The sequence below is a fragment of the Sphingobacteriaceae bacterium genome, assembly GCA_016715905.1.
Classification (GTDB): Bacteria; Bacteroidota; Bacteroidia; order B-17B0; family Aurantibacillaceae; genus Aurantibacillus.
Genome location: JADJXI010000004.1, coordinates 557,406 through 579,450 on the forward strand (window position 1 = coordinate 557,406; position 22,045 = coordinate 579,450).

Annotated in this window: 35 protein-coding genes; 1 reads left to right on the forward strand and 34 read right to left on the reverse strand. The window is 35.5% G+C overall.

Translation table 11 applies throughout. The annotated features are described in order from the left end of the window. Nucleotides 1-56 precede the first annotated feature (56 nt). From IPM51_06710 to IPM51_06875, 34 genes are all read right to left on the reverse strand, one after another. Complete coding sequence (locus tag IPM51_06710; GenBank protein ID MBK9283997.1) at nucleotides 57-1,715, reverse strand: T9SS type A sorting domain-containing protein; 1,659 nt, start codon at nucleotides 1,713-1,715, stop codon at nucleotides 57-59. Nucleotides 1,716-1,859: 144 nt separating this feature from the next. Next, nucleotides 1,860-2,333: a 50S ribosomal protein L17 gene (gene rplQ, locus IPM51_06715; GenBank protein ID MBK9283998.1), complete on the reverse strand. Its 474-nt coding sequence runs from the start codon at nucleotides 2,331-2,333 to the stop codon at nucleotides 1,860-1,862. Between the two features lie 64 nt (nucleotides 2,334-2,397). Continuing rightward, nucleotides 2,398-3,390, reverse strand: a complete 993-nt coding sequence (locus IPM51_06720; protein ID MBK9283999.1) for a DNA-directed RNA polymerase subunit alpha — start codon at nucleotides 3,388-3,390, stop codon at nucleotides 2,398-2,400. A gap of 35 nt (nucleotides 3,391-3,425) precedes the next feature. After that, nucleotides 3,426-4,031: a 30S ribosomal protein S4 gene (rpsD, locus tag IPM51_06725; GenBank protein MBK9284000.1), complete on the reverse strand. Its 606-nt coding sequence runs from the start codon at nucleotides 4,029-4,031 to the stop codon at nucleotides 3,426-3,428. Nucleotides 4,032-4,157: 126 nt separating this feature from the next. Beyond that, on the reverse strand, nucleotides 4,158-4,568 hold the full coding sequence (gene rpsK / locus IPM51_06730) for a 30S ribosomal protein S11 (GenBank protein MBK9284001.1): 411 nt from the start codon (nucleotides 4,566-4,568) through the stop codon (nucleotides 4,158-4,160). A 21-nt stretch (nucleotides 4,569-4,589) separates the two neighbouring features. Next, nucleotides 4,590-4,967: a 30S ribosomal protein S13 gene (gene rpsM, locus IPM51_06735; protein MBK9284002.1), complete on the reverse strand. Its 378-nt coding sequence runs from the start codon at nucleotides 4,965-4,967 to the stop codon at nucleotides 4,590-4,592. Between the two features lie 25 nt (nucleotides 4,968-4,992). Further along, the gene (gene rpmJ / locus IPM51_06740) at nucleotides 4,993-5,109 is read right to left on the reverse strand and encodes a 50S ribosomal protein L36 (GenBank protein MBK9284003.1); all 117 of its coding nucleotides are present in this window, start codon (nucleotides 5,107-5,109) and stop codon (nucleotides 4,993-4,995) included. Between the two features lie 17 nt (nucleotides 5,110-5,126). Continuing rightward, nucleotides 5,127-5,345 carry a translation initiation factor IF-1 gene (gene infA / locus IPM51_06745; GenBank protein ID MBK9284004.1) on the reverse strand — a complete coding sequence of 73 codons (219 nt, stop codon included), beginning with the start codon at nucleotides 5,343-5,345 and terminating at the stop codon, nucleotides 5,127-5,129. A 4-nt stretch (nucleotides 5,346-5,349) separates the two neighbouring features. Beyond that, complete coding sequence (gene secY / locus IPM51_06750; GenBank protein MBK9284005.1) at nucleotides 5,350-6,681, reverse strand: preprotein translocase subunit SecY; 1,332 nt, start codon at nucleotides 6,679-6,681, stop codon at nucleotides 5,350-5,352. A 1-nt stretch (nucleotide 6,682) separates the two neighbouring features. Beyond that, a complete protein-coding gene (gene rplO, locus IPM51_06755) occupies nucleotides 6,683-7,135 on the reverse strand; it encodes a 50S ribosomal protein L15 (protein ID MBK9284006.1) in 453 nt (150 codons plus the stop codon). Nucleotides 7,136-7,180: 45 nt separating this feature from the next. Then, nucleotides 7,181-7,360: a 50S ribosomal protein L30 gene (gene rpmD, locus IPM51_06760; protein MBK9284007.1), complete on the reverse strand. Its 180-nt coding sequence runs from the start codon at nucleotides 7,358-7,360 to the stop codon at nucleotides 7,181-7,183. A gap of 10 nt (nucleotides 7,361-7,370) precedes the next feature. Continuing rightward, entirely contained in the window at nucleotides 7,371-7,889 is a 519-nt protein-coding gene (gene rpsE, locus IPM51_06765) for a 30S ribosomal protein S5 (protein ID MBK9284008.1), read from the reverse strand. Between the two features lie 10 nt (nucleotides 7,890-7,899). After that, nucleotides 7,900-8,256 carry a 50S ribosomal protein L18 gene (locus IPM51_06770; GenBank protein ID MBK9284009.1) on the reverse strand — a complete coding sequence of 119 codons (357 nt, stop codon included), beginning with the start codon at nucleotides 8,254-8,256 and terminating at the stop codon, nucleotides 7,900-7,902. Between the two features lie 38 nt (nucleotides 8,257-8,294). Further along, complete coding sequence (gene rplF / locus IPM51_06775) at nucleotides 8,295-8,849, reverse strand: 50S ribosomal protein L6 (GenBank protein MBK9284010.1); 555 nt, start codon at nucleotides 8,847-8,849, stop codon at nucleotides 8,295-8,297. A 23-nt stretch (nucleotides 8,850-8,872) separates the two neighbouring features. Next, nucleotides 8,873-9,271, reverse strand: coding sequence for a 30S ribosomal protein S8 (gene rpsH, locus IPM51_06780; protein MBK9284011.1), 399 nt, complete (start codon nucleotides 9,269-9,271; stop codon nucleotides 8,873-8,875). 114 nt (nucleotides 9,272-9,385) lie between these two features. Beyond that, nucleotides 9,386-9,655 carry a 30S ribosomal protein S14 gene (gene rpsN, locus IPM51_06785; protein MBK9284012.1) on the reverse strand — a complete coding sequence of 90 codons (270 nt, stop codon included), beginning with the start codon at nucleotides 9,653-9,655 and terminating at the stop codon, nucleotides 9,386-9,388. Continuing rightward, the gene (rplE, locus tag IPM51_06790) at nucleotides 9,648-10,220 is read right to left on the reverse strand and encodes a 50S ribosomal protein L5 (GenBank protein MBK9284013.1); all 573 of its coding nucleotides are present in this window, start codon (nucleotides 10,218-10,220) and stop codon (nucleotides 9,648-9,650) included. Before rplE ends, rpsN begins: the two co-directional genes overlap by 8 nt. After that, complete coding sequence (gene rplX, locus IPM51_06795) at nucleotides 10,220-10,537, reverse strand: 50S ribosomal protein L24 (protein MBK9284014.1); 318 nt, start codon at nucleotides 10,535-10,537, stop codon at nucleotides 10,220-10,222. The genes rplE and rplX overlap by 1 nt, the downstream gene beginning before the upstream one ends. Before the next feature lie 18 nt (nucleotides 10,538-10,555). Beyond that, a complete protein-coding gene (rplN, locus tag IPM51_06800; protein MBK9284015.1) occupies nucleotides 10,556-10,924 on the reverse strand; it encodes a 50S ribosomal protein L14 in 369 nt (122 codons plus the stop codon). A 25-nt stretch (nucleotides 10,925-10,949) separates the two neighbouring features. Beyond that, nucleotides 10,950-11,213, reverse strand: coding sequence for a 30S ribosomal protein S17 (gene rpsQ, locus IPM51_06805; GenBank protein MBK9284016.1), 264 nt, complete (start codon nucleotides 11,211-11,213; stop codon nucleotides 10,950-10,952). A gap of 13 nt (nucleotides 11,214-11,226) precedes the next feature. Then, nucleotides 11,227-11,436, reverse strand: coding sequence for a 50S ribosomal protein L29 (rpmC, locus tag IPM51_06810; protein MBK9284017.1), 210 nt, complete (start codon nucleotides 11,434-11,436; stop codon nucleotides 11,227-11,229). A 56-nt stretch (nucleotides 11,437-11,492) separates the two neighbouring features. After that, nucleotides 11,493-11,927, reverse strand: a complete 435-nt coding sequence (gene rplP / locus IPM51_06815) for a 50S ribosomal protein L16 (GenBank protein ID MBK9284018.1) — start codon at nucleotides 11,925-11,927, stop codon at nucleotides 11,493-11,495. 48 nt (nucleotides 11,928-11,975) lie between these two features. Further along, entirely contained in the window at nucleotides 11,976-12,713 is a 738-nt protein-coding gene (gene rpsC, locus IPM51_06820; GenBank protein MBK9284019.1) for a 30S ribosomal protein S3, read from the reverse strand. 3 nt (nucleotides 12,714-12,716) lie between these two features. Continuing rightward, nucleotides 12,717-13,115, reverse strand: a complete 399-nt coding sequence (gene rplV, locus IPM51_06825; GenBank protein ID MBK9284020.1) for a 50S ribosomal protein L22 — start codon at nucleotides 13,113-13,115, stop codon at nucleotides 12,717-12,719. A 26-nt stretch (nucleotides 13,116-13,141) separates the two neighbouring features. Then, nucleotides 13,142-13,411 carry a 30S ribosomal protein S19 gene (gene rpsS, locus IPM51_06830; protein ID MBK9284021.1) on the reverse strand — a complete coding sequence of 90 codons (270 nt, stop codon included), beginning with the start codon at nucleotides 13,409-13,411 and terminating at the stop codon, nucleotides 13,142-13,144. 59 nt (nucleotides 13,412-13,470) lie between these two features. Beyond that, a complete protein-coding gene (rplB, locus tag IPM51_06835) occupies nucleotides 13,471-14,295 on the reverse strand; it encodes a 50S ribosomal protein L2 (protein ID MBK9284022.1) in 825 nt (274 codons plus the stop codon). A gap of 22 nt (nucleotides 14,296-14,317) precedes the next feature. Then, entirely contained in the window at nucleotides 14,318-14,608 is a 291-nt protein-coding gene (rplW, locus tag IPM51_06840) for a 50S ribosomal protein L23 (protein MBK9284023.1), read from the reverse strand. A 2-nt stretch (nucleotides 14,609-14,610) separates the two neighbouring features. Beyond that, complete coding sequence (gene rplD, locus IPM51_06845) at nucleotides 14,611-15,240, reverse strand: 50S ribosomal protein L4 (protein ID MBK9284024.1); 630 nt, start codon at nucleotides 15,238-15,240, stop codon at nucleotides 14,611-14,613. Nucleotide 15,241: 1 nt separating this feature from the next. Further along, the gene (rplC, locus tag IPM51_06850) at nucleotides 15,242-15,865 is read right to left on the reverse strand and encodes a 50S ribosomal protein L3 (GenBank protein MBK9284025.1); all 624 of its coding nucleotides are present in this window, start codon (nucleotides 15,863-15,865) and stop codon (nucleotides 15,242-15,244) included. 47 nt (nucleotides 15,866-15,912) lie between these two features. Continuing rightward, complete coding sequence (rpsJ, locus tag IPM51_06855; protein ID MBK9284026.1) at nucleotides 15,913-16,218, reverse strand: 30S ribosomal protein S10; 306 nt, start codon at nucleotides 16,216-16,218, stop codon at nucleotides 15,913-15,915. 26 nt (nucleotides 16,219-16,244) lie between these two features. Next, nucleotides 16,245-18,362, reverse strand: a complete 2,118-nt coding sequence (gene fusA / locus IPM51_06860) for an elongation factor G (protein MBK9284027.1) — start codon at nucleotides 18,360-18,362, stop codon at nucleotides 16,245-16,247. 7 nt (nucleotides 18,363-18,369) lie between these two features. Continuing rightward, nucleotides 18,370-18,837, reverse strand: coding sequence for a 30S ribosomal protein S7 (gene rpsG / locus IPM51_06865; protein ID MBK9284028.1), 468 nt, complete (start codon nucleotides 18,835-18,837; stop codon nucleotides 18,370-18,372). A 14-nt stretch (nucleotides 18,838-18,851) separates the two neighbouring features. Beyond that, nucleotides 18,852-19,256: a 30S ribosomal protein S12 gene (locus IPM51_06870; GenBank protein ID MBK9284029.1), complete on the reverse strand. Its 405-nt coding sequence runs from the start codon at nucleotides 19,254-19,256 to the stop codon at nucleotides 18,852-18,854. A 253-nt stretch (nucleotides 19,257-19,509) separates the two neighbouring features. Further along, entirely contained in the window at nucleotides 19,510-19,692 is a 183-nt protein-coding gene (locus tag IPM51_06875) for a hypothetical protein (protein ID MBK9284030.1), read from the reverse strand. Between the two features lie 184 nt (nucleotides 19,693-19,876). On the opposite strand from IPM51_06875, the gene IPM51_06880 reads away from it, so the two are divergent. Further along, entirely contained in the window at nucleotides 19,877-22,018 is a 2,142-nt protein-coding gene (locus IPM51_06880; protein MBK9284031.1) for a SpoIIE family protein phosphatase, read from the forward strand. The last annotated feature ends 27 nt before the right edge of the window (nucleotides 22,019-22,045 follow it).

Genomic DNA, 22,045 nt, shown 5'->3' on the forward strand with positions numbered 1-22,045 from the left:
TAAAGAAAAAGCCTCTGTGTATAAACACAGAGGCTTTCAATAGTTTTTTACTTAAATTACTTATTTAACACAAGTCGTTTAATTGTCTTTTCTTTACCATTACTGATACTGATGAAATAAACTCCGTTTGACTGTCCACTTAAGTCTAATTCAATGCTTTTATTAGTTATATCACCTAATTGATTACTAATTATTTCCTGACCTAATACATTTGTTACCTGGATATCAATTTGCGCTGAAACAGGTAAAGTAATAATCAGATTTACTAAACCGTTGCTTGGGTTAGGTTGCAAAGCAATGTGTGCATTTAATGTATTCTCATGTAATCCCACATCACACACTTCAACGGTTACTGTCATCATTGAGTTTCCGGTACCAACTGAATTAGTTGCGGCACAATTTACAGTAAATGAGCCTGCGGTAGGAAAGGTAATTTGAGGAGCCTGAACTAAATTACTAGGCGAATAAGTTACTCCGGCACTTGGTGTTGTGGTCCAGAAAAAACTTGGAATTGGATTTCCAACCGCGTAAGCTGTAGTAGATATCACACCTACCGTGTTACAAATTTGAACAGGCATATTAATATAAGCTGTGGGTGTGCTAGCCGGGTTATTACATTGCGTGGCTGCACTATTTGAAAGTGATTGACGATATAAGGCTGTAGTCATTGCAGTAACCATACGTGTTTTTTGATCGGGTGTAAACATAATAGATACCTGATCATCGCAATAATCCATAAAATTCATAAACATACATCCATTTGGCGCACCTGAACAGGAATTAGTACCAGTTGCATAAAGTGGATAAGCAGGTGCACCAAAATTTTGACCATATTGACCGCTGTTAAATCCACCTTTTTGAGGAGGTGTATCTGCACAATAATCAGTGGCATCACAATCACCATTTACGTTTCCGTTTCCGTCTCCGCCAATGTGCCTTAAACCTAACCAATGTCCAACTTCATGAGACATAGTTCTACCAAGGTTATAAGGTGGAGAAACGGCTCCTACATTACCATAACAACCTGCATAAACAAATACCCCATCAGTTTGCCCTGAACCAACTGGTCCTAATCCGGCAAGTGCAGCACCAGCAGGAAATGTTGCATAACCTAATAATTGCACATTACCCAAACTTTCATTAGTAACCCAAACATTAAAATATTTAGTCGGGTCCCAAATCGTTTTGGGTTTAATGGTAGCATCAATATAACCTTTAAAGGCAGCTGATGTGCCAAATGTTGCAGGATTAGTCCAACCTGAATCAACGTAATTTATACGGTCTATCCCCGGCTCCGGAAGTGTTTGTCCTAATTTATTTTTTGTTGCAGCACAAAAAACGATTTCGCAATTGGCTGCTCCAACAGCTGAAAACGCAGTTGCCGCTAAATTATTTACATTCCATCCTGTTCCCGACAAGTCAGCATTAAGCACATTTAATTGAGAATTAATTTGTGCAGCTGAAATATTTGGAAATGTTCCAACAGGTTCTCCTCCATGAATCACATGTACAATTACCGGAATAGTATAAACTACAGCTGCTCTTTTTCCGGTTTGTAAATCCTGCTTATATTTTTCTACTTCTTTATTGAAATACTCATCCCATTCTTTTGGCGGAACATCAGTACCGCATCGTTTTATCACATTTTGATTCTGTGATCTTAGATTTAAAGCCAAAATGGCTAATGTAAAAAACAAAAATAAATTTTTTTTCATGTTTAATATTTTAATTAAAAGCGGGGAATTTCCTCCACTCTACTTTAACTACTAACATAGTTAATTATATTCAGAATTTAAAATTTTACATAAAAAAAGTCGCAAAAAACTAATTCTGCGACTTCAGTTAAAGTTTTACTGTAACTACTCGGATTTTGTTTCTTCCGAATCAGTTTCGGTCTTTGCTTTTGATTTGCTTCTACCTCTACGCGTAGTTTTCTTAGCAGCACCTGCATCAGACTTCTTGTTTGAGTATAGTTCGTTATAATCAACCAGTTCTATCATGGCCATTTCTGCTGCATCACCTTGGCGGTTACCTGTCTTAATAATGCGTGTATAACCACCTTTTCTGTCGGCAATTTTTCCGGCAATTTCTTTGAATAAAGTGGTTACCGCATCCTTATTACCTAAGTAGCTGAATACAGTTCTGCGACTATGCGTACTATCATCTTTACTCTTAGTTAATAAGGGTTCTACGTAAGTACGTAATGCTTTAGCTTTGGCTAAAGTTGTAAATATTCTTTTATTTTCGATCAAGGCACAAGCAAGGTTGCTTAACAATGCCTGGCGATGTGACATTGTTCTGCCTAAATTATTTATTTTATCTCCGTGTCTCATTTGTTTAATTTTTACTTTGAAGTTTTACAAATCAGAATTAAATTCCAATTCTTCAGCTTCATGATTAATCTTTATCCAATTTGTATTTTAATACATTCATACCAAATTGTAAACCTTTAGCCTGTACTAGATCTTCTAATTCTGTCAATGATTTCTTACCGAAATTTCTGAATTTCAAAAGATCATTTTTATTGAAAGAAACTAATTCTCCTAAAGTTTCTACATCGGCGGCTTTCAAGCAGTTTAATGCACGAACTGATAAGTCCATATCAACCAATTTTGTTTTAAGTAATTGGCGCATATGTAAACTGGTTTCATCAAATTCCTCTTCATTTCTCTTCTCTTCAGTATCCAAGGTGATTTTCTCATCAGAGAATAACATAAAGTGAAAGATCAATATTTTGGCTGCTTCTTTTAAAGCATCTTTCGGATGAATTGAACCATCAGTTACAATATCTAAAATTAAGCGCTCGTAATCTGTTTTTTGCTCAACACGATAATTTTCGATTACGTATTTTACGTTTTTAATTGGAGTATAGATAGAATCGATAAAAATAGTTCCGTTTGGAGCTGTATTTGTTTTATTTTCTTCAGAAGGAACATATCCTCGGCCACGTTCAACCGTTAATTCCATTTTAAGGCGTACAGAAGGATCGCAATTAAAAATTACTAATTCAGGGTTTAATATCTGAAATCCATTGATGTATTTGCCAATATCACCTGCAGTAAACTTATCGCTACCTGCAAAATGAACAGTTACTTTTTCGTTATCGTGGTTATCCAATTGTTTTTTAAAACGAACCTGTTTTAAATTAAGAACGATTTCAGTTACGTCTTCAACTACTCCTTTAACTGTGGTGAATTCATGATCAACACCTTCAATTCTTAAGCTTGTTACTGCATAACCTTCTAATGAAGAAAGTAAAATACGGCGAAGTGAATTGCCTATAGTAATGCCGAATCCCGGTTCAAGAGGCCTAAACTCAAACTGACCTGCTGTTTCAGTTGAGTTGATCATTATAACTTTATCTGGTTTTACGAAATTTAAAATTGCCATATTATATACTTATTTTTTAATACTTATTTGATTGATTATTTCGAGTACAATTCTACAATTAACTGCTCTTTTATATTTTCCGGAATTTGTGAGCGTTCCGGACGATTAATAAATTTACCAGTCATTGAATTGATGTCAAAATCAATCCATGGATATTTGTTTACATGACCGCTTAATGAATTGGTAATTGCTTCCAACGATTGAGATTTTTCGCGAACAGCAACAACATCACCCGGTTTTAAAGTAAATGAGGGAATGTTTACAACATTACCATTTACTACAATATGGGCATGACTAACGATTTGACGAGCTGCACGACGAGAAGGTGCAATTCCCATTCTATAAACCACATTGTCCAGGCGACTTTCAATCAATTGAAGTAATACTTCACCTGTAATTCCGGTTGAACGCGATGCTTTTTCAAACGTTCTGGCAAACTGCTTTTCTAAAATACCATAGGTATATTTTGCTTTTTGCTTCTCTTGTAACTGAACTGCGTATTCAGATTGTTTTGCACGTTTTTTAGATACTCCGTGTTGTCCCGGAGGATAATTTTTCTTTTCTAACGCTTTATCAGGACCGAAAATTGGTTCCTTGAATTTACGCGCGATTTTTGATTTTGGACCTGTGTACCTTGCCATTTTAAATAATTGTTTTTTTGTTAATGATATCACTTTAAGTGATATCGGTTTTTATTATTTAAGTTGAAAATCCTTACGATAATCAACTCCAAATCTCCAATTCATGGAGACCGGCTTATTTATTTTTTATACTCTTCTACGTTTAGGAGGGCGACAACCGTTGTGAGGAATTGGAGTAATATCCATAATTTCCGACACTTCAATACCGGCAGCAGCAATAGTACGAATAGCACTTTCTCTTCCCGCACCTGGTCCTTTAACATAAACCTTTACTTTACGTAAACCGGCCTCAAATGCAGTTTTGCCACAATCTTGAGCCGCCATTTGTGCAGCATAAGGTGTATTCTTTTTTGAACCCCTGAATCCCATTTTACCCGCGCTACTCCAGGCAATAACCTGACCAGACAAATTGGTTAATGAAATGATGATGTTGTTAAACGTTGCATTAATATGCGCTTCTCCGCTCGCTTCAACTTTCACTGTTCTTTTACGTGAAGCGTTTTTAGCTGCTGAAGCCGATGCTTGTTGTTTAGCCATTTTTAATTTTTAATTTAATTATTATTTAGTAACCATTTTTTTGTTAGCAATAGTCTTACGACGTCCCTTACGAGTACGTGCATTCGTTTTGCTTCTTTGACCTCTTACCGGTAAACCATTACGATGACGAATACCACGGTAGCTGTTTATATCCGTTAAACGTTTAATGTTTAACTGAACTTCAGAACGTAAAGCCCCTTCAACTTTAAAACCATTGTTAATATAATTACGAATCGCGTTTTGCTCATCATCTGTCCACTCGCTTACTTTTTTATCGGCATTAATTTCGCAGGTAGCCAAAATTTTTGCAGCTCTGCTAGGACCAATACCGTAAATGTAAGTTAAGCCAATTATTCCTCTTTTGTTTTTTGGTAAATCAATACCGGCTATACGTGCCATCTTATATAATTTAAATTTTTACTAATTATTTTTGTCTTTGTTTAAACTTAGGTGTCTTTTTACAGATCACATATAGTTTTCCTTTTCTGCGAACGATTTTGCAATCAACGCTTCTTTTCTTTATGGATGCTCTTACTTTCATACTGTACTTAAACTAACTTATTTATATCTGAACGTTATTCTAGCTTTTGTTAAATCATACGGACTCATTTCCAATCTTACTTTATCGCCGGGTAAAATTTTAATATAGTGCATTCTCATTTTACCTGAAATATGTGCAGTAACCATATGACCATTTTCCAATTCAACTCTAAACATGGCATTACTCAGCGCTTCTGCAATTGTTCCATCAATCTCTATGTTCGCTTGTTTTGCCATTTAATTATCCTTGTTGCATCATCATTGCGTTTGCACCCCTACCCTTAATTCTTCCCGATTTCATCAAACCATCGTAATGACGATTTAGCAAGTATGTTTCAATTTGCTGTAAAGTATCTAATACCACACCAACTAAAATTAACAAAGATGTTCCACCATAGAAATCAGCAAACGCGCTGTTAACGCCTAATTTCTGTGCAAAAGCAGGCATGATAGCTACTCCGGCCAAAAAAATTGAACCCGGCAAAGTAATTCTGCTCATTACCTGATCAATAAATTCCGCAGTTTTTTTACCCGGTTTAACTCCCGGAATAAATCCACCGTTTCTTTTCATATCATCTGCCAACTGATTTGGATTTACCATAATAGCAGTATAGAAATAAGTAAAAAGAATAATCATTACTGCAAAAATTAAGTTGTACCAAAAACCATATCTTTCTGAAAAAACACCGCTCGAACTTCCTGCAAAACCGGAAATTGCTGCCGGAATAAACATGATAGCCTGCGCGAAGATGATTGGCATAACACCTGCAGCGTTCACCTTTAAAGGAATATACTGACGAACTCCACCATATTGTTTATTACCAACAATTTTCTTGGCAAACTGGACCGGTATTCTTCGAGTACCTTGTACCAACAATATACTTCCTACAATTACCAATAATAATACTACAATCTCAATTAGGAATATAATTAATCCACCATTACCTGAAGTTCTTGATTTCACCTCTGATAAAAACGCAAAAGGTAAACGAGATATGATACCGATCATGATGATTAAAGAAATACCATTTCCTAAACCTTTATCAGTAATTCTTTCACCTAACCACATTACAAACATAGTTCCTGTTACTAGAATGATAATACTTTGAACCCACCAAATGGTTGATAAATCGGTAAACGCACCGGGGGCGGTAGATTTAATTGAAGCGATGTATCCCGGAGCTTGAACAGCAGTAACACCAATAGTTAAAAATCGGGTTAACTGATTAATTTTTTTACGTCCGCTCTCACCTTCTCTTTGCATTTTTTGAAAATAAGGAACTGCCATTCCCAATAATTGAATAATAATGGATGCAGTGATGTAGGGCATAATTCCTAATCCAAAAATTGATGCACGAAGAAAAGCTCCTCCTGCAAACATATTGATTAAACCTACAATTCCTCCTGAATCCTGATTACTTTGAGCGGCATTGAGTGCATCAACATTAACGCCCGGAAGTACCACATAAGAACCCAATCGATAAATTAATACCAATCCCAGTGTCACCAGAATTCGTTGCCTTAATTCCTCAATGGTCCATATGTTACGGAGTGTATCTAAAAAACGCTTCATATTACTTTTTTACCTCGGTAGCTGAGCCACCTTTTTCTTCAATTGCTTTTTTTGCTGAGGCTGTGTAAGCATGTACTTTAAAATCTACCTTAGATTTTAGCTCGCCTCTACCCATTATTTTCACTAAATCATTTTTTCCGGCCAATCCGTTTTTAATTAACACTTCGGCAGTTATTTCGGAAACTTTGATATTATCTACCAATTTTTGAATCGCATCCAAATTAATAGCTCTGTATTCAATACGATTAATATTCTTGAAACCGAACTTAGGTAAACGACGCTGTAAAGGCATTTGACCTCCTTCAAAACCGCGCTTACGAGAATATCCCGATCTTGATTGCGCACCTTTATGTCCTCTTGTAGCAGTACCACCACCACCGGAACCCTGACCGCGACCACGACGGAAGTTTGACTTTACTGATCCTTTTGCCGGTTTTAATCCACTTAATTTCATTCTATATTCTTTTAAAATTTGCCTATTGGCAGTTTATTCTAATTATTAAATACTTTCTACCTTTAAAAGGTGTTTTACTTTATTGATCATGCCTTGTATAGCAGGATTAATTTCTTTTTCAGAGAAGCTGTTGGTTTTATTTAAACCAAGCGCAGTTAACGTAGCTCTTTGAATCGGACTGCGTTTTGATTTTCCTTTAACTAATGTAATCTTCACTTTTCCCATTGTAATAATTTTAACCGTTAAATACTCTGTCTAATTTAATACCGCGTTGTTGAGCAATTGTTATAGGATCTCTCATTTTCATCAAAGCATCTAAAGTAGCCTTTACAACATTGTGTGGATTACTTGACCCTTTTGATTTTGCTAATACATCCGTAACTCCAACGCTTTCTAATACTGCACGCATTGCACCACCTGCAATTACACCTGTACCATGAGCAGCGGGCTTTAAAAATACGCGCGCACCGCCGAACTTTCCTTCCTGAGGATGAGGAACCGTTCCATTTAACACAGCCACTTTTACAAGGCTTTTCTTGGCATCTTCAATTCCTTTGGTAATCGCATCAGTAACTTCATTTGCTTTACCTAAACCTTGACCAATAACACCTTTTTCATTTCCTACAACCACAATAGCTGCAAAGCTGAAGTGTCGGCCACCTTTAGTTACTTTAGTTACACGTTGAATGGCAACTAATTTATCTTTTAACTCAATGTCGCTTGATTTAACGCGTTTTACTACTTCTTTTGACATTTTAATATTTTTAAAATTTTAATCCTGCTTCGCGAGCACCTTCTGCTAACGATTTAATTCTACCATGATAAAGAAATCCATTTCGGTCAAATACAACCGCTGTAATTCCACTAGCCACTGCTTTTTCAGCTATAGCTTTACCAACAAGTTTTGCTTTTTCCGATTTATTTACTTTTGCAGCTTGTATTGATTTATCAATTGAACCAACTGCTAATAAAGTTTTACCGGCTCTATCGTCAACCAATTGAGCGTATATTTCAGAATTACTACGAAATACGTTTAATCGCGGTGTGTTTGTATCACCTTTAATACGCTTACGTATTTTTAGTTTAATTCTTTGTCTTCTATTTTCTTTTTTCTGTGCCATCTTTATTTTAACCTTTTTTTAAGATGATGATTTAATTATTATTTTTTAGCTGCAGACTTACCTGCTTTTCTACGTAATACTTCACCTGCAAACTTAATACCTTTACCTTTGTATGGTTCTGGCTTACGTAAGCTTCTGATTTTAGCAGCTACCATTCCGATTAACTGTTTATCAGCACATTCTAAAATTACTGTAGGATTAGCACCTTTTTCAGCCGTAGTAGTTACTTTAATTTCCTTAGGTAATTCAAATGTTATGTTATGCGAGTATCCTAAAGAAAGTTCTAACAACTGACCTTTGGTAACAGCACGGTAACCCACACCTACTAATTCCTGAACTGTTTTATACCCATCGCTTACACCGGTAACCATACCTGCGATAAGAGAACGATATAATCCGTGCAAAGAACGATGACGTTTTTGATCGGTTGGACGGCTAACTAAAACCTGACCATTATCTATAGTAACTGTAATATCTGAATCTACTTTTTGAGTTAAAGTACCTTTTGGTCCTTTTACGGTTACAATTCCATTGGCTATCGTAACTTCAACTCCTTTTGGTATAACTACCGGGGCTTTTCCTATTCGTGACATGATTAATTTCCTCCTTTAGTTGATTATGAAATGTAACATAAAACTTCACCACCCACATTAAGCTTTTTTGCTTCTTTATCGGTGATTACGCCTTTTGAAGTTGAAACAATGGCAATTCCTAAACCATTTAAAACTCTAGGAATATCACCAGCACCGGCATACTTACGCAATCCGGGAGATGACACTCTATCAAGCGTGCGAATAGCCGGTTGTTTTGTAACCGGATGATATTTCAAGGCAATTTTAATTGAGCCTTGTTTATTCTCGCTTGGTTCGAATTTGTAGTTAAGGATGTAACCTTTTTCGAAAAGAATCTTAGTGATTTCTTTTTTTAAATTAGAAGCCGGAACTTCTACTACCCTGTGATTTGCTCTGATGGCATTACGCACACGCGTAAGGTAGTCTGATATTGAATCTGTCATTTTTATTTAAGTTTATATGTTATTCCAACAATGGAATAATTATATGAAACAATTTATTTATCCTATTTTAAGGGTCGCAAATATACACTTATTTTTGAAACCCCGCAAGTTGTTTTACCAACTTGCTTTTGTAACCCCCGGGATTAGCCCAAAAAGTGCCATATCACGGAAAGTATTACGACTAATACCAAAAGTACTCATGTACCCTCTTGGTCTGCCGGTAATTTTGCAACGATTACGCATACGCACCTTGCTTGAATTACGTGGTAACTTCTGAAGTTCTTCCCAGTTACCATCCTTTTTCAATTGTTCGCGCTTTGCAGCGTATTTTGCAACAAGTTTAGCCCTTTTTACTTCGCGGGCTTTCATTGATTCTTTAGCCATTATTTTCTTTTCTTTTAAATGGAATTCCAAATTCTGTTAGTAATGCATGAGCTTCTTTATCCGTTCCGGCAGATGTTACGAAAGTAATATCCATACCCTGAATTTTGCTCACTTTATCGATGTCGATTTCAGGAAAAATAATTTGCTCGGTTACACCTAAAGTATAGTTACCTCGCCCATCAAATCCTTTATCATTTACCCCTTTAAAATCACGAATACGTGGCAAAGCAGAAGCAATTAAACGATCTAAAAATTCGTACATTTTATCGCCTCTTAATGTAACGCGTACACCAATAGCAACGCCTTTACGTAATTTAAAGTTTGAAATATCTTTTGTAGACATTGTAGGAACCGCTTTTTGACCGGTAATTGTGGTCATTTCTTTCACCGCGGACTCTATTAATTTCTTATCGGAAACCGCATCTCCAATTCCTTGATTGATGCAAATTTTTTCCAATTTAGGAACCTGCATTACAGTTGAATACTGAAATTGTTTTTTCAGGTTTTGAACTATTTCTCCTCTGTATTTTTCTTTTAAACGAGGTTGGTAAGTTGTTGTTGCCATTATTTAATTGCCTCCTTAGTTTTACGTGAAATACGAATTAGTTTGCCCGTTTTTTCATCAATTTTTTTGCCTATGCGGATTCCTTTTCCACCTTCTACAAACATTAGGTTAGAAATATGAATTGCACCTTCTTTTTTTACAATTCCGCCATTTGTATTTTTTGCGTTAGGTTTCTCACTTTTGCTAATCATGTTTACACCTTCTACAATTACACGCTGCGTTTTTGTATCGATAAAAATAATTTTTCCGGACGAGCCTTTTGACTCCCCAGAGATTACTTTTACGGTATCGCCTTTTTTTAATTTAATTTTTGACATGTTTTAATTTTTCTAATCTTACAATACTTCAGGAGCAAGTGATATAATTTTCATAAACTGTTTATCACGTAATTCACGAGCAACAGGACCGAAAATACGCGTTCCTCTAATTTCGTCAGTTGCATTTAACAACACCACTGCATTATCATCAAAACGAATATAAGATCCATCCTGACGACTGATTTCCTTTCTTGTTCTCACAATTACAGCCTTGCTTACTGTACCTTTTTTTATGTTACCACTTGGTAATGCATGTTTAACGGTTACAACAACTTTATCTCCAATTGAAGCATAACGCTTGCGGGTTCCGCCTAAAACACGAATAACCAACACTTCTTTAGCTCCGCTGTTATCTGCTACTGCTAATCTTGATTCGTTCTGTATCATTTTTACTTTTTTTTAAATCAAAATATTATTTAACCTTTTCAACTACTTCAATTAATCTCCAGTTTTTTGTTTTACTTAATGGACGAGTTTCCATTATGCGAACTGTATCACCAATACTACATTCATTTTTCTCATCATGAGCAACGAATGTGCTGGTGTGATTAACGAATTTACCGTACTTAGGATGTTTAACCTTACGCATAACTGCAACAACGATGCTTTTGTTCATCTTGTTACTGGTAACAATCCCAATTTTTTCTTTTCTTAAATTTCTTGCTGTGTTTTCCATTTTTACTGATCAATTATTTTTTTGATGTAGCAGTATTTTTTTTACGCTTAGTTTCTTCAGTCTTTAAGCGTGCAATAGTTTTACGATTTAAACGAATAGTTAACGGGTTCTCAATAGGAGAAACCGCATGATTTACTTTTAATTTATTTAAACCTGCTTTTTCGCTTACGATTTTATCATTTAATTCTTGATCTGATAAGCCTGCTATTTCTTTGTTTTTCATTTTATTTATTTTTGACCAGGTTAATTAAAGTAACGGTTCAACCAACCAAGTGTTTTTTATTTTGATGCTTCTGCTTCTACGTAATCTCTTCTTACTACAAATTTACATACAATAGGAAGTTTTTGTGCGGCTAAACGAAGTGCTTCTTTTGCAACTGCTAATGGCACACCGTCTGCTTCAAACAAAATACGTCCTGGTTTAACCGGTGCCATCCAATATTCAGGAGCACCTTTACCTTTACCCATACGAACCTCTGCAGGTTTTGAAGTAACCGGACGATCTGGAAAAATTCTAATCCAAACCTGACCTTCTCTTTTCATAAAACGAGTAATGGCTATACGGGCAGCTTCAATCTGACGAGCGGTCATACGTGACTCAGCCATCGCTTTTATTCCAAATGAACCAAAGGCTAATTCATGCCCACGTTTGGCATTACCCTTGATTTTCATTTTTTGGGATTTTCTGTATTTTGTTCTTTTTGGTTGTAACATGACTTATAATTTATCTATTTAACGATGAATCCTTTTAAAGATTTATTGTTATTTATCTTCTTTTCTAGTTCTTTTTCTATTTCCGAATTTTGGCTTATCACCTGCTCTATCGTTACTTTTCTTCTCTTTTAAAGCTGAACCGTTAGGAGTTAAATCACGTTTACCGTAAACTTCACCTCTGCAAATCCAAACTTTTACACCAATACGACCATAAGATGTGTGCGCTTCTGCAACTGCATAATCAATATCTGCACGTAAAGTGTGTAAAGGAGTTCTTCCTTCTTTATAACCTTCGGTACGTGCCATTTCAGCACCACCTAAACGTCCGCTTACCTTGATTTTAATACCTTCTGCTCCTAAACGCATAGTACTTGCCATAGCCATTTTAGCTGCACGACGGAATGATATACGACCTTCGATTTGACGAGCAATACTATCAGCTACTAAACGCGCGTCTAATTCAGGACGTTTAATTTCAAAAATATTAATTTGAACTTCCTTTTTGGTAAGCTTTTTAATTTCTTCCTTCAGTTTATCAACTTCTTTTCCACCCTTTCCGATAATAATTCCCGGACGAGCTGTGTTGATTGTAACTGTTATCAGTTTCATTGTTCTTTCAATAACAATTTTTGAAATGCTGCCTTTTGCTAAACGTGCTTTCAGGTAGTTTCTGATTTTTTCATCTTCAACTAATTTTTCTGAATAATCGTTACCGCCAAACCAGTTTGAATCCCATCCTTTGATGATTCCTAATCTGATACCTATTGGATTTACTTTTTGTCCCATTTCTTAATCGTTATTTTTTGTATCAATAATTAAAGTTACGTGGTTTGTACGTTTTCTGATTCTGTAACCACGACCTTGAGGTGCGGTACGTAATCTTTTTACCTGAGGAGCACTGTCCACTTTAACAGACTTTACATATAGAGTTCCTTCTTCCGCGCGTGAATTATTTTTTAATTCGTAATTCGCAATTGCAGATTTTAAAAGTTTCTCCAATCGGTTTGAAGCCTCACGCGTATTAAATTTTAATACAGTTAAAGCCTTATATACATCCATACCTCTCACCAAGTCGGCAACTTGCGCCATTTTACGAGGTGAAGTTGGACAATGATTTAATTTTGCAAAATAAGTAGTCTTATTTTGTTCCTTGCGCTTTTCAGCAACTAATCTTTTTCTTTTTCCCATGTTACGTTATTTTTTGCTTTAGCTGCTTATTTTTTATTATGACCAGCGTGGCCTTTAAATATCCGTGTTGGCGCAAATTCTCCTAATTTGTGCCCAACCATGTTTTCGGTTACATAAACCGGAATGAATTTATTTCCATTATGCACAGCAAACGTGTGCCCAACAAACTCAGGTGGAATTGTAGAACGACGGGCCCAAGTCTTTAATGCTGACTTTTTAGTGCCACTGTTCATTTTTTGAACTTTATCCCAAAGATTGTGATCTATAAAGGGACCTTTTTTTAGTGATCTTGCCATTTTTCTTTTTTTAGTTTTGAATCCCCCCATTATAAATAAGGGACCATTAAACGATTATACTATTTTTTTCTTCTCTCTATAATGTGTTTAGAAGATGCTTTTTTAGGGTAACGTGTTTTGTATCCTTTTGAAGGAATACCTTTACGAGAACGTGGGTGACCACCGGATGCACGACCTTCACCACCACCCATTGGATGATCAACAGGGTTCATGGCTACCGGTCTGTTTCTAGGACGACGGCCTAACCAACGTCTGCGACCGGCTTTACCGTGTACGATTTGGTTATGATCAGGATTTGATACAGAACCAACCGTTGCCTTACAAGTAATTAAAATCATTCTTAATTCACCTGAAGGCATACGCAAAATTGCATATTTACCATCACGAGCGGATAATTGTGCAAATGATCCTGCACTGCGCGCTAGTGCGGCACCTTGACCAGGTCTTAATTCAATATTATGAATAATTGTTCCTAAAGGAATTTCAGATAATAATAAAGTGTTCCCGATTTCCGGAGCTGCACCTTTTCCGCTCATTATTTTTTGTCCTACTTGAATACCGTGTGGAGCAATGATGTATCGTTTTTCGCCGTCTTTATAAACAACTAAAGCGATACGAGCAGAACGATTTGGATCATATTCAACAGTTTTCACTGTTCCTTCGATTCCATCTTTATCTCTTTTAAAATCAATAACGCGATAAGCTTTTTTGTGACCACCACCGATGTAGCGAATTGTCATTTTACCGGTATTGTTGCGTCCTCCGGACGATTTGGTAGATTTTACCAAACTTTTCTCAGGCCTGTCAGCAGTAATTTCTGCGAAGTCGGTCGTTAATTTATATCTTAACGACGGAGTAAGTGGCCTATATTTTTTTAATCCCATTTTAGGTTTTTGTTTTTATAAATTATACACTAGCGTAGAAGTCAATAACCTCTCCATCTTTTAATGTTACAAATGCCTTTTTACTACGATTTACGCGACCTATAGCTAAACCGCGAGTCGTATTACGAGTTTTTACTTTACCAACGTATTGTTGAGTATTTACAGAATCAACTTTTACATTATACATTTTTTCAATCGCAGCTTTTATTTGCGTTTTGTTTGCTTCCTTCACTACAATAAAACCATAACGGTTAAATTTTTCACTCTGTGAAGTCATTTTTTCTGTAATTATGGGTTTTACTATTATTTCCATTTTTACTTATTTAAAATTGTTTCTAAAACTTTCACAGAACTTTCAGCTAAAACCAAAGTATCGGCATTTAAAATATCATACGTATTGATATCAGAAGCGTTAACCACTTTAGTACCCTGAATGTTGCGCGAAGACAAATACACGTTTTTATTTACTCCACCTAAAACCACTAATGTTTTCTTATCAGAAAGATTTAAATTTTTCAATAAATCAATATAATTTTTAGTTTTCGGAGCTTCAAAATTAAAGTCTTCTAATACAGTAATTGCATTATCTTTTGCTTTATACGATAAAGCAGAAATACGCGCTAATGACTTAACCTTTTTGTTTAATTTAAATGAATAATCGCGAGGTCTTGGACCAAAAACACGACCACCACCAATAAACAAAGGAGATTTCATAGAACCGGCACGTGCTCCGCCGGTACCTTTTTGACGTTTTAATTTTTTAGTTGTACGTGCAATTTCAGCACGTTCTTTTGATTTATGTGTACCTTGACGACGATTTGCTAAATGCAACTTAACGTCTAGATAAATACAATGATCATTTGGTTCAGCATTAAAAATGGCATCTGCCAAATCTACTTTTTTTGCTGTTTTCTTACCGCTTATATTTAATACTTCTACTTGCATGTTACTTCTCTATTAAAACGTAAGACCCTTTAGCACCGGGAACCGAACCCTTCACAAGAATAACATTCTTGTCTGCCATTACTTTAACTACCTGAAGATTTTGCATTTTTTTACGGTTACCTCCAGTTCTTCCCGGCAATCTTTTTCCCGGTAAAACACGTGACGGATCAGAAGAAGCACCCATTGAACCAGGAGCTCTTTCACGATCATGCTGACCATGCGATTTATTTGCATGTCCAACACCGCTAAATCCATAACGTTTTACAACACCCTGAAAACCTTTACCCTTTGATGTACCAACAACATCAACAAAATCACCTTCTGCAAAAAGATCTACGGTAATAACATCACCTAAATTTTTTGCAACTTCAAAATGACGGAATTCTACAATTTTTCTTTTTGGCGTTGTTTTAGCCAAACCGAAATGCCCCTTCATTGCATTTGATGTGTTTTTTTCTTTTTTCTCATCAAATGACAATTGAATAGCATTGTAGCCGTCGTTTTCATTGGTTTTTACTTGCGTAACAACGCAAGGACCCGCTTCTATAACTGTGCATGGCACGTATTTGCCCTTGGCATCAAAGAAACTGGTCATTCCTATTTTTTTACCAATTATTCCTGACATTTTTTATTTATTTATTTTTATTACTAATTACTTAATTTAAGAGATCACTAAACTTTAATTTCTACCTCTACTCCACTTGGTAATTCGAGTTTCATTAGAGCATCAACAGTTTTTGAAGAAGAACTGTATATGTCTAACAAACGCTTATAAGAGCATAACTGAAACTGATCACGCGCTTTTTTATTTACGTGAGGGGATTTTAAAACTGTAAAGATTCTTTTGTTTGTAGGCAAAGGAATTGGTCCGTTAACCACGGCTCCTGTTGCTTTCACAGTTTTCACGATTTTCTCAGCTGACTTGTCAACGAGGTTAAAATCGTATGATTTTAGTTTGATTCTGATTCTCTGGCTCATTTTTAAAGAACGTATTTATATTTAGTTTAAACTTTTGCTGTTTTACCTTTTGCTTTTGCTACCACATCAGTTGCAATATTTGCCGGACACTCTGAATAATGTGAGAATTCCATAGTGGACGTTGCGCGACCTGACGTTAGTGTACGTAATTGTGTTACATAACCAAACATTTCAGAAAGTGGAACTTTAGCTTTTATTACCTGTGCATTTCCTTTAGAATCCATACCTTCAATTTGACCCCGACGACGGTTTAAGTCACCAACTACATCACCCATGTTTTGTTCAGGAGTTAAAACTTCTACTTTCATAATTGGCTCTAACAATACCGGCTTACATTTTGGTAACGCTTCGCGGAATGCAGTACGAGCACAAATTTCAAATGATAAAGCATCAGAGTCAACCGCGTGGTATGAACCATCGGTTAATACTACTTTTAATCCAACTAAGGGATAACCTGCTAAAACACCATTTGCTAATGAAGCTTTAAATCCTTTTTCAACTGAAGGAATAAATTCACGAGGAATATTTCCGCCAGTGATTTCATTCACAAATTGTAATTCACCGTTTTTTGCAACATCATAATCTGCGTCAAGAGGTCCTAATGTACAACGGATATCCGCAAATTTACCTCTACCACCCGTTTGCTTTTTATATACTTCGCGATGTTCAACAGAAGTAGAAATTGCCTCTTTATAGGCAACTTGTGGAGCACCTTGATTAACTTCTACCTTAAATTCGCGCTTTAAACGATCAACAATAATTTCTAAATGTAATTCACCCATTCCGGAAATGATGGTTTGACCGGAATCTTCATCCGTTTTAACACGGAAAGTAGGATCTTCCTCAGATAATTTATTTAAACCAACACCTAAACGATCTAGGTCACCTTGTGTTTTTGGTTCAATCGCAATTCCGATTACCGGTTCAGGGAAATTCATAGCTTCCAATACAATTGGAAACTTTTCAGCACAAAGTGTATCACCAGTGCGAATATCTTTAAACCCAACTGCTGCGCCAATGTCACCTGCTTCGATAAATTCGATAGGATTTTGTTTATTAGCATGCATTTGAAATATGCGGGAAATTCTTTCTTTATTTCCGGAACGTGTATTTAATACATAAGAACCGGCATCCAATCTACCTGAATAAGCACGGAAAAAGCACAAACGCCCAACAAAAGGGTCTGTTGCGATTTTAAATGCAAGGGCAGTGAATGGGTCTGAAGAAGAAGGTTTACGAGTAACTTCCTCTCCTGTATCCGGATTAATTCCTTTAATATTATCTCTATCTAACGGACATGGCATTAATTCCATCACCAAATCCAACATGGTTTGAACACCCTTATTTTTAAAGGCACTACCACAAACCATAGGAACAATTTTATTTGCAACGCAAGCTTTACGAAGAGCATCTAACACTTCACGCTCAGTGATTGTATCCGGAGCATCAAAAAACTTCTCCATTAACTGATCATCAAATTCCGCAACTGCTTCGAATAATTTCTCACGATATTCAGCCACTTCATCTTTCATATCATCCGGAATAGGAACTTCTGTAAAAGTCATCCCTTTATCTTCTTCATTCCAAACAATTCCACGATTATTGATTAAATCAACAACTCCTTTAAAATTTTCTTCAGCACCGATAGGTAATTGCAAAGGAACTGCATTACCACCTAAAATATCTTTTACTTGTTTTACAACTGCTAAAAAATCAGATCCTTGACGGTCCATTTTATTAACGAAGCCGATACGAGTAACATTATAATTATCGGCTAAGCGCCAGTTTGTTTCAGATTGAGGCTCAACACCGTCAACCGCTGAAAATAAGAACACTAACCCATCCAATACACGCAATGAACGATTTACTTCAACAGTAAAGTCCACGTGACCTGGGGTATCGATAATATTGATTTTATATTTATTGTCACGGTAATTCCAGTAACAAGTTGTGGCAGCTGAAGTGATGGTAATACCTCTTTCTTGCTCCTGAGCCATCCAATCCATAGTAGCGGCACCATCATGCACTTCGCCAATTTTATGATTTACGCCTGTATAATATAATATACGTTCAGTACACGTAGTTTTTCCGGCATCAATGTGGGCAGCAATCCCAATATTTCTTGTATATTTTAAGTCGCTCATCTATTTATTAGAATCTAAAATGTGAAAATGCTTTGTTGGCTTCCGCCATTTTATGCACGTCTTCTTTCTTTTTGAAAGCTGCACCTTCTTCTTTTGCCGCCGCAACTATTTCTCCGGCTAATTTTTGAGCCATTGACTTTTCGTTACGTTTGCGTGAATAAAGAATTAACCATTTCATGGCCATTGATACTTTACGATCAGGGCGGATTTCAGAAGGAATTTGAAAAGTAGCACCACCAACACGGCGAGATCTTACTTCAACCTGTGGCGTAACATTAGCCAATGCCTTTTTCCAAACTTCTAAACCATCTTCATTTGTACGCTTTGCAACAGTTGCAATAGCTTCATGAAATATACTTGATGCGGTATTCTTCTTACCGTCATACATTAAATTATTTAAAAAGCGAGTTACCAATGTATCGTTATAAATTGGATCAGGTAATAAAACGCGTTTTTTAGCTCTTGATTTTCTCATCTTAATTCAATTAATTATTTTTTCTTTGCCGGAGTTGCTGCAGCACCTGCTTTTGGTCGCTTCGCTCCATATTTTGAACGTTGTTGTTTACGGCCCTCAACACCTGCAGTATCCAGGCTTCCTCTCACAATGTGATAACGTACACCCGGTAAATCTTTCACACGACCACCACGCACCAAAACTATGGAGTGCTCTTGCAAGTTGTGTCCTTCTCCGGGAATGTAAGCAATTACTTCTTCCTTGTTGGTTAAACGAACCTTAGCCACTTTTCGCATGGCTGAATTAGGCTTCTTAGGTGTAGTTGTGTACACTTTTGTACATACACCACGGCGTTGTGGACATGAGTCCAAAGCGGCCGATTTGCTCTTGTTGGTTGCTTTTTTGCGACCTTTTCTTACTAATTGTGAAATTGTAGGCATCTTAAATCCTCTGTATTACTTGATTTTATTGGTATTTCAGCGTTTTTTTACCCCTAATTTTGTTTTAGGGAGGGCAAAGATACTCAAATAAATTTAACGAACAAGGATTTGCCTAAAATATTTATAGACTAAATGTCAATGAATCAGAACGATTCCGTTAAAAGCCCCTTTTTTAAAAAAAGGGATTAGAATTGTTAAAATGAAGTAACTATTGAATCAGACAATTCAATAATCTAAATCATTTTAGTATTATCTAGCTTTTTAAAATTTGGAATTCAGTCACAAATTCAGACTTTTTAATTTCTAAGTTTTTGCTGTACCCAATAATATTGGCAATTGTTAAAGCTGAGGGTTCAGATTCAAGCTTGTGTAGCTTTATTTCAGGTTTTGAAAGGGTATTCGTAAGACTGTTTTCAGGGGTAGATATTTTAATCATAGGCTGTGTGTGTGGTGTTTTTATTTTTAAACGTAATTTTTAGAAATATATTGTGAGAAAACGGAAGGTAATAAATACTTATCTAATTCTTTGTTAATCAGATATATAAATAGATAATCGAAGTTTGAAATCGCTTGACTTTAATTGCGAACCTATTAAATTTGCTTACATTTATCAATCACAAATGCGTATTCGGTTATTTTATATCCTGCTATGGATTTCCATTTTTGGTAAAGCTCAAACTGTCGAATCCTTTTCTTATGAAGAACTGGATAGCACAGTTATTTTAAAAGATGCAGAACTCTTTTTACCCGTATCCAGGAACAACACATTTATTGGACTCAATGCGATTAAAATCAAAAATTTTCCTATATGGCTAAAAGATTCCATTTGGAAAAACTACAAGGGGATTTATTGGGTAAAGAAAACTGTTCGTTTTGACTCCACTTGTAAAAACAAAAGCTTAACTATTAATATTTCAGTTGAAGGAGCTTGTGAAGTTTTTCTTAATAGAAAGCTTATTAAAAAAATTGGTAGAATAGGATACAATGTAGAAAGTCAGCGGGAATTAATTTCAGATTATTTCAGTATTAGTCAGGTCTTTGAAGCTGATAAAGATTATGAAATTTTAATTCGCGGATCTGAGAATGAACCTGCAATAAATCATGAAAACGAAATGATGTTGCTGGATATTAAGGTTAGCATTTGCCAAACGGATAATTTTCATTTACTAAAGGGTGAAATTGAAGAAAATGCAATAGGAATTTCAAGTTTCTTATTTAGTTTTTACATCACCTTGTTTATCCTGCATTTTACAATATTCTTTTTAAACAGATATGAAGTTTCTAATTTGTATTATTCTATAATTCTTTTTTTTGCCGCATACATCTCTTTCTCCCGACTTTTCTCCCACTATTCGGATAATTATTTTCTTATAAGTACAATGGAACAAATAAGCATGCCCGCTGCGGTAACTTTGTTTCATTTCCTCCCTTTTATGTTTAGAGCAATTTTTAAAATAGCCAATCCTAAATGGTATTTTGTAACTTACTTGGTATTATTTATTACCTTTTATGTTGGTTTTAATGATATGCCAATTGCCAACTTTTTTTCATTATTAGTCATTTTCTTTGGGATAACCGAGTCTCTCCGAATAATCATAATCGCCTTAAAGCATAAAAAGGAAGGTGCTAAAGCTATTGCATTAGGCATTCTAGCTTTGGTCATCATTATGTTATTAACATTGATACTCATTATTAACAAGCAAAATACTTTTAATGTGGCAGATCCTGTGATTGGAATGATAATGCTATTAATTGTGTTTTTAGCGTTAACCGGCGTTCCGCTTAGTCTTACTTTCTACTTAGCCCATTCCATATCACGAACCAATAAATTCTTATCTAAAAAATTAATTCAAGTTGAAGAACTTTCGAAGCAAACTATAGAACAGGAAAAGGAAAAGCAACAAATTTTAGCAGAACAAAATATAACACTGGATAAACAAGTAAAGGAAAGAACAAGTGAAATACAGGAACAAAAGAAAATCATAGAGGAAAAAAATAAAGATATAATTGATAGTATAAATTATGCTAAACAAATTCAAACTTCTATTTTGCCAGAAGGTGAAATAATAAAAAGTATTTTCCCTAATTCCTTTATTTTTTATAGTCCGAAAGATATTGTGAGTGGAGATTTTTATTATATCACTGAAATAAAAGGAAACAAAATAGTAGTAACTGCAGATTGTACCGGACACGGAGTACCCGGAGCTTTAATGAGTATGGTGGGTAGTAACATCATCAACAAATTAACCCACGAAAATGAAATATTTAATCCAAAAGATTTAATAGAAAACTTACACAAAGAACTCCGACACTCATTGAAACAAGATTTACCCGGTTCAATAAACAGAGATGGAATGGATTTAGCAGCGATTACGATTACTAAAGATAAAATTTTGTATAGTGGCGCAAACAGACCATTAATTTATTTTGACCAGAAAGGTGAATTAAATGAAATAAAACCCGATAAAACACCGGTAGGTGGTTCGCACATAGAAAAAATTGAGCTAACAGAACATCAATTAGCAATAAAAGATGTAAAACAATTATTCTTATTCAGCGATGGCTTTGCCGATCAGTTTGGCGGACCGGATAATGAACATGGTGGTAAAAAAATAATGGTATCGAGATTTAAAAAGTGGTTGGTTGAAATTTCGACCTATAAATCTGAAGAACAGGAAGCTTTTTTGGTAAAGAAGTTTACAGAATGGAAAGGTAAAAACGAACAAGTTGATGATGTTATGGTGATTGGGATTAAGCCTTAAAGTATAGAAATTTAAAAAAGTAACATT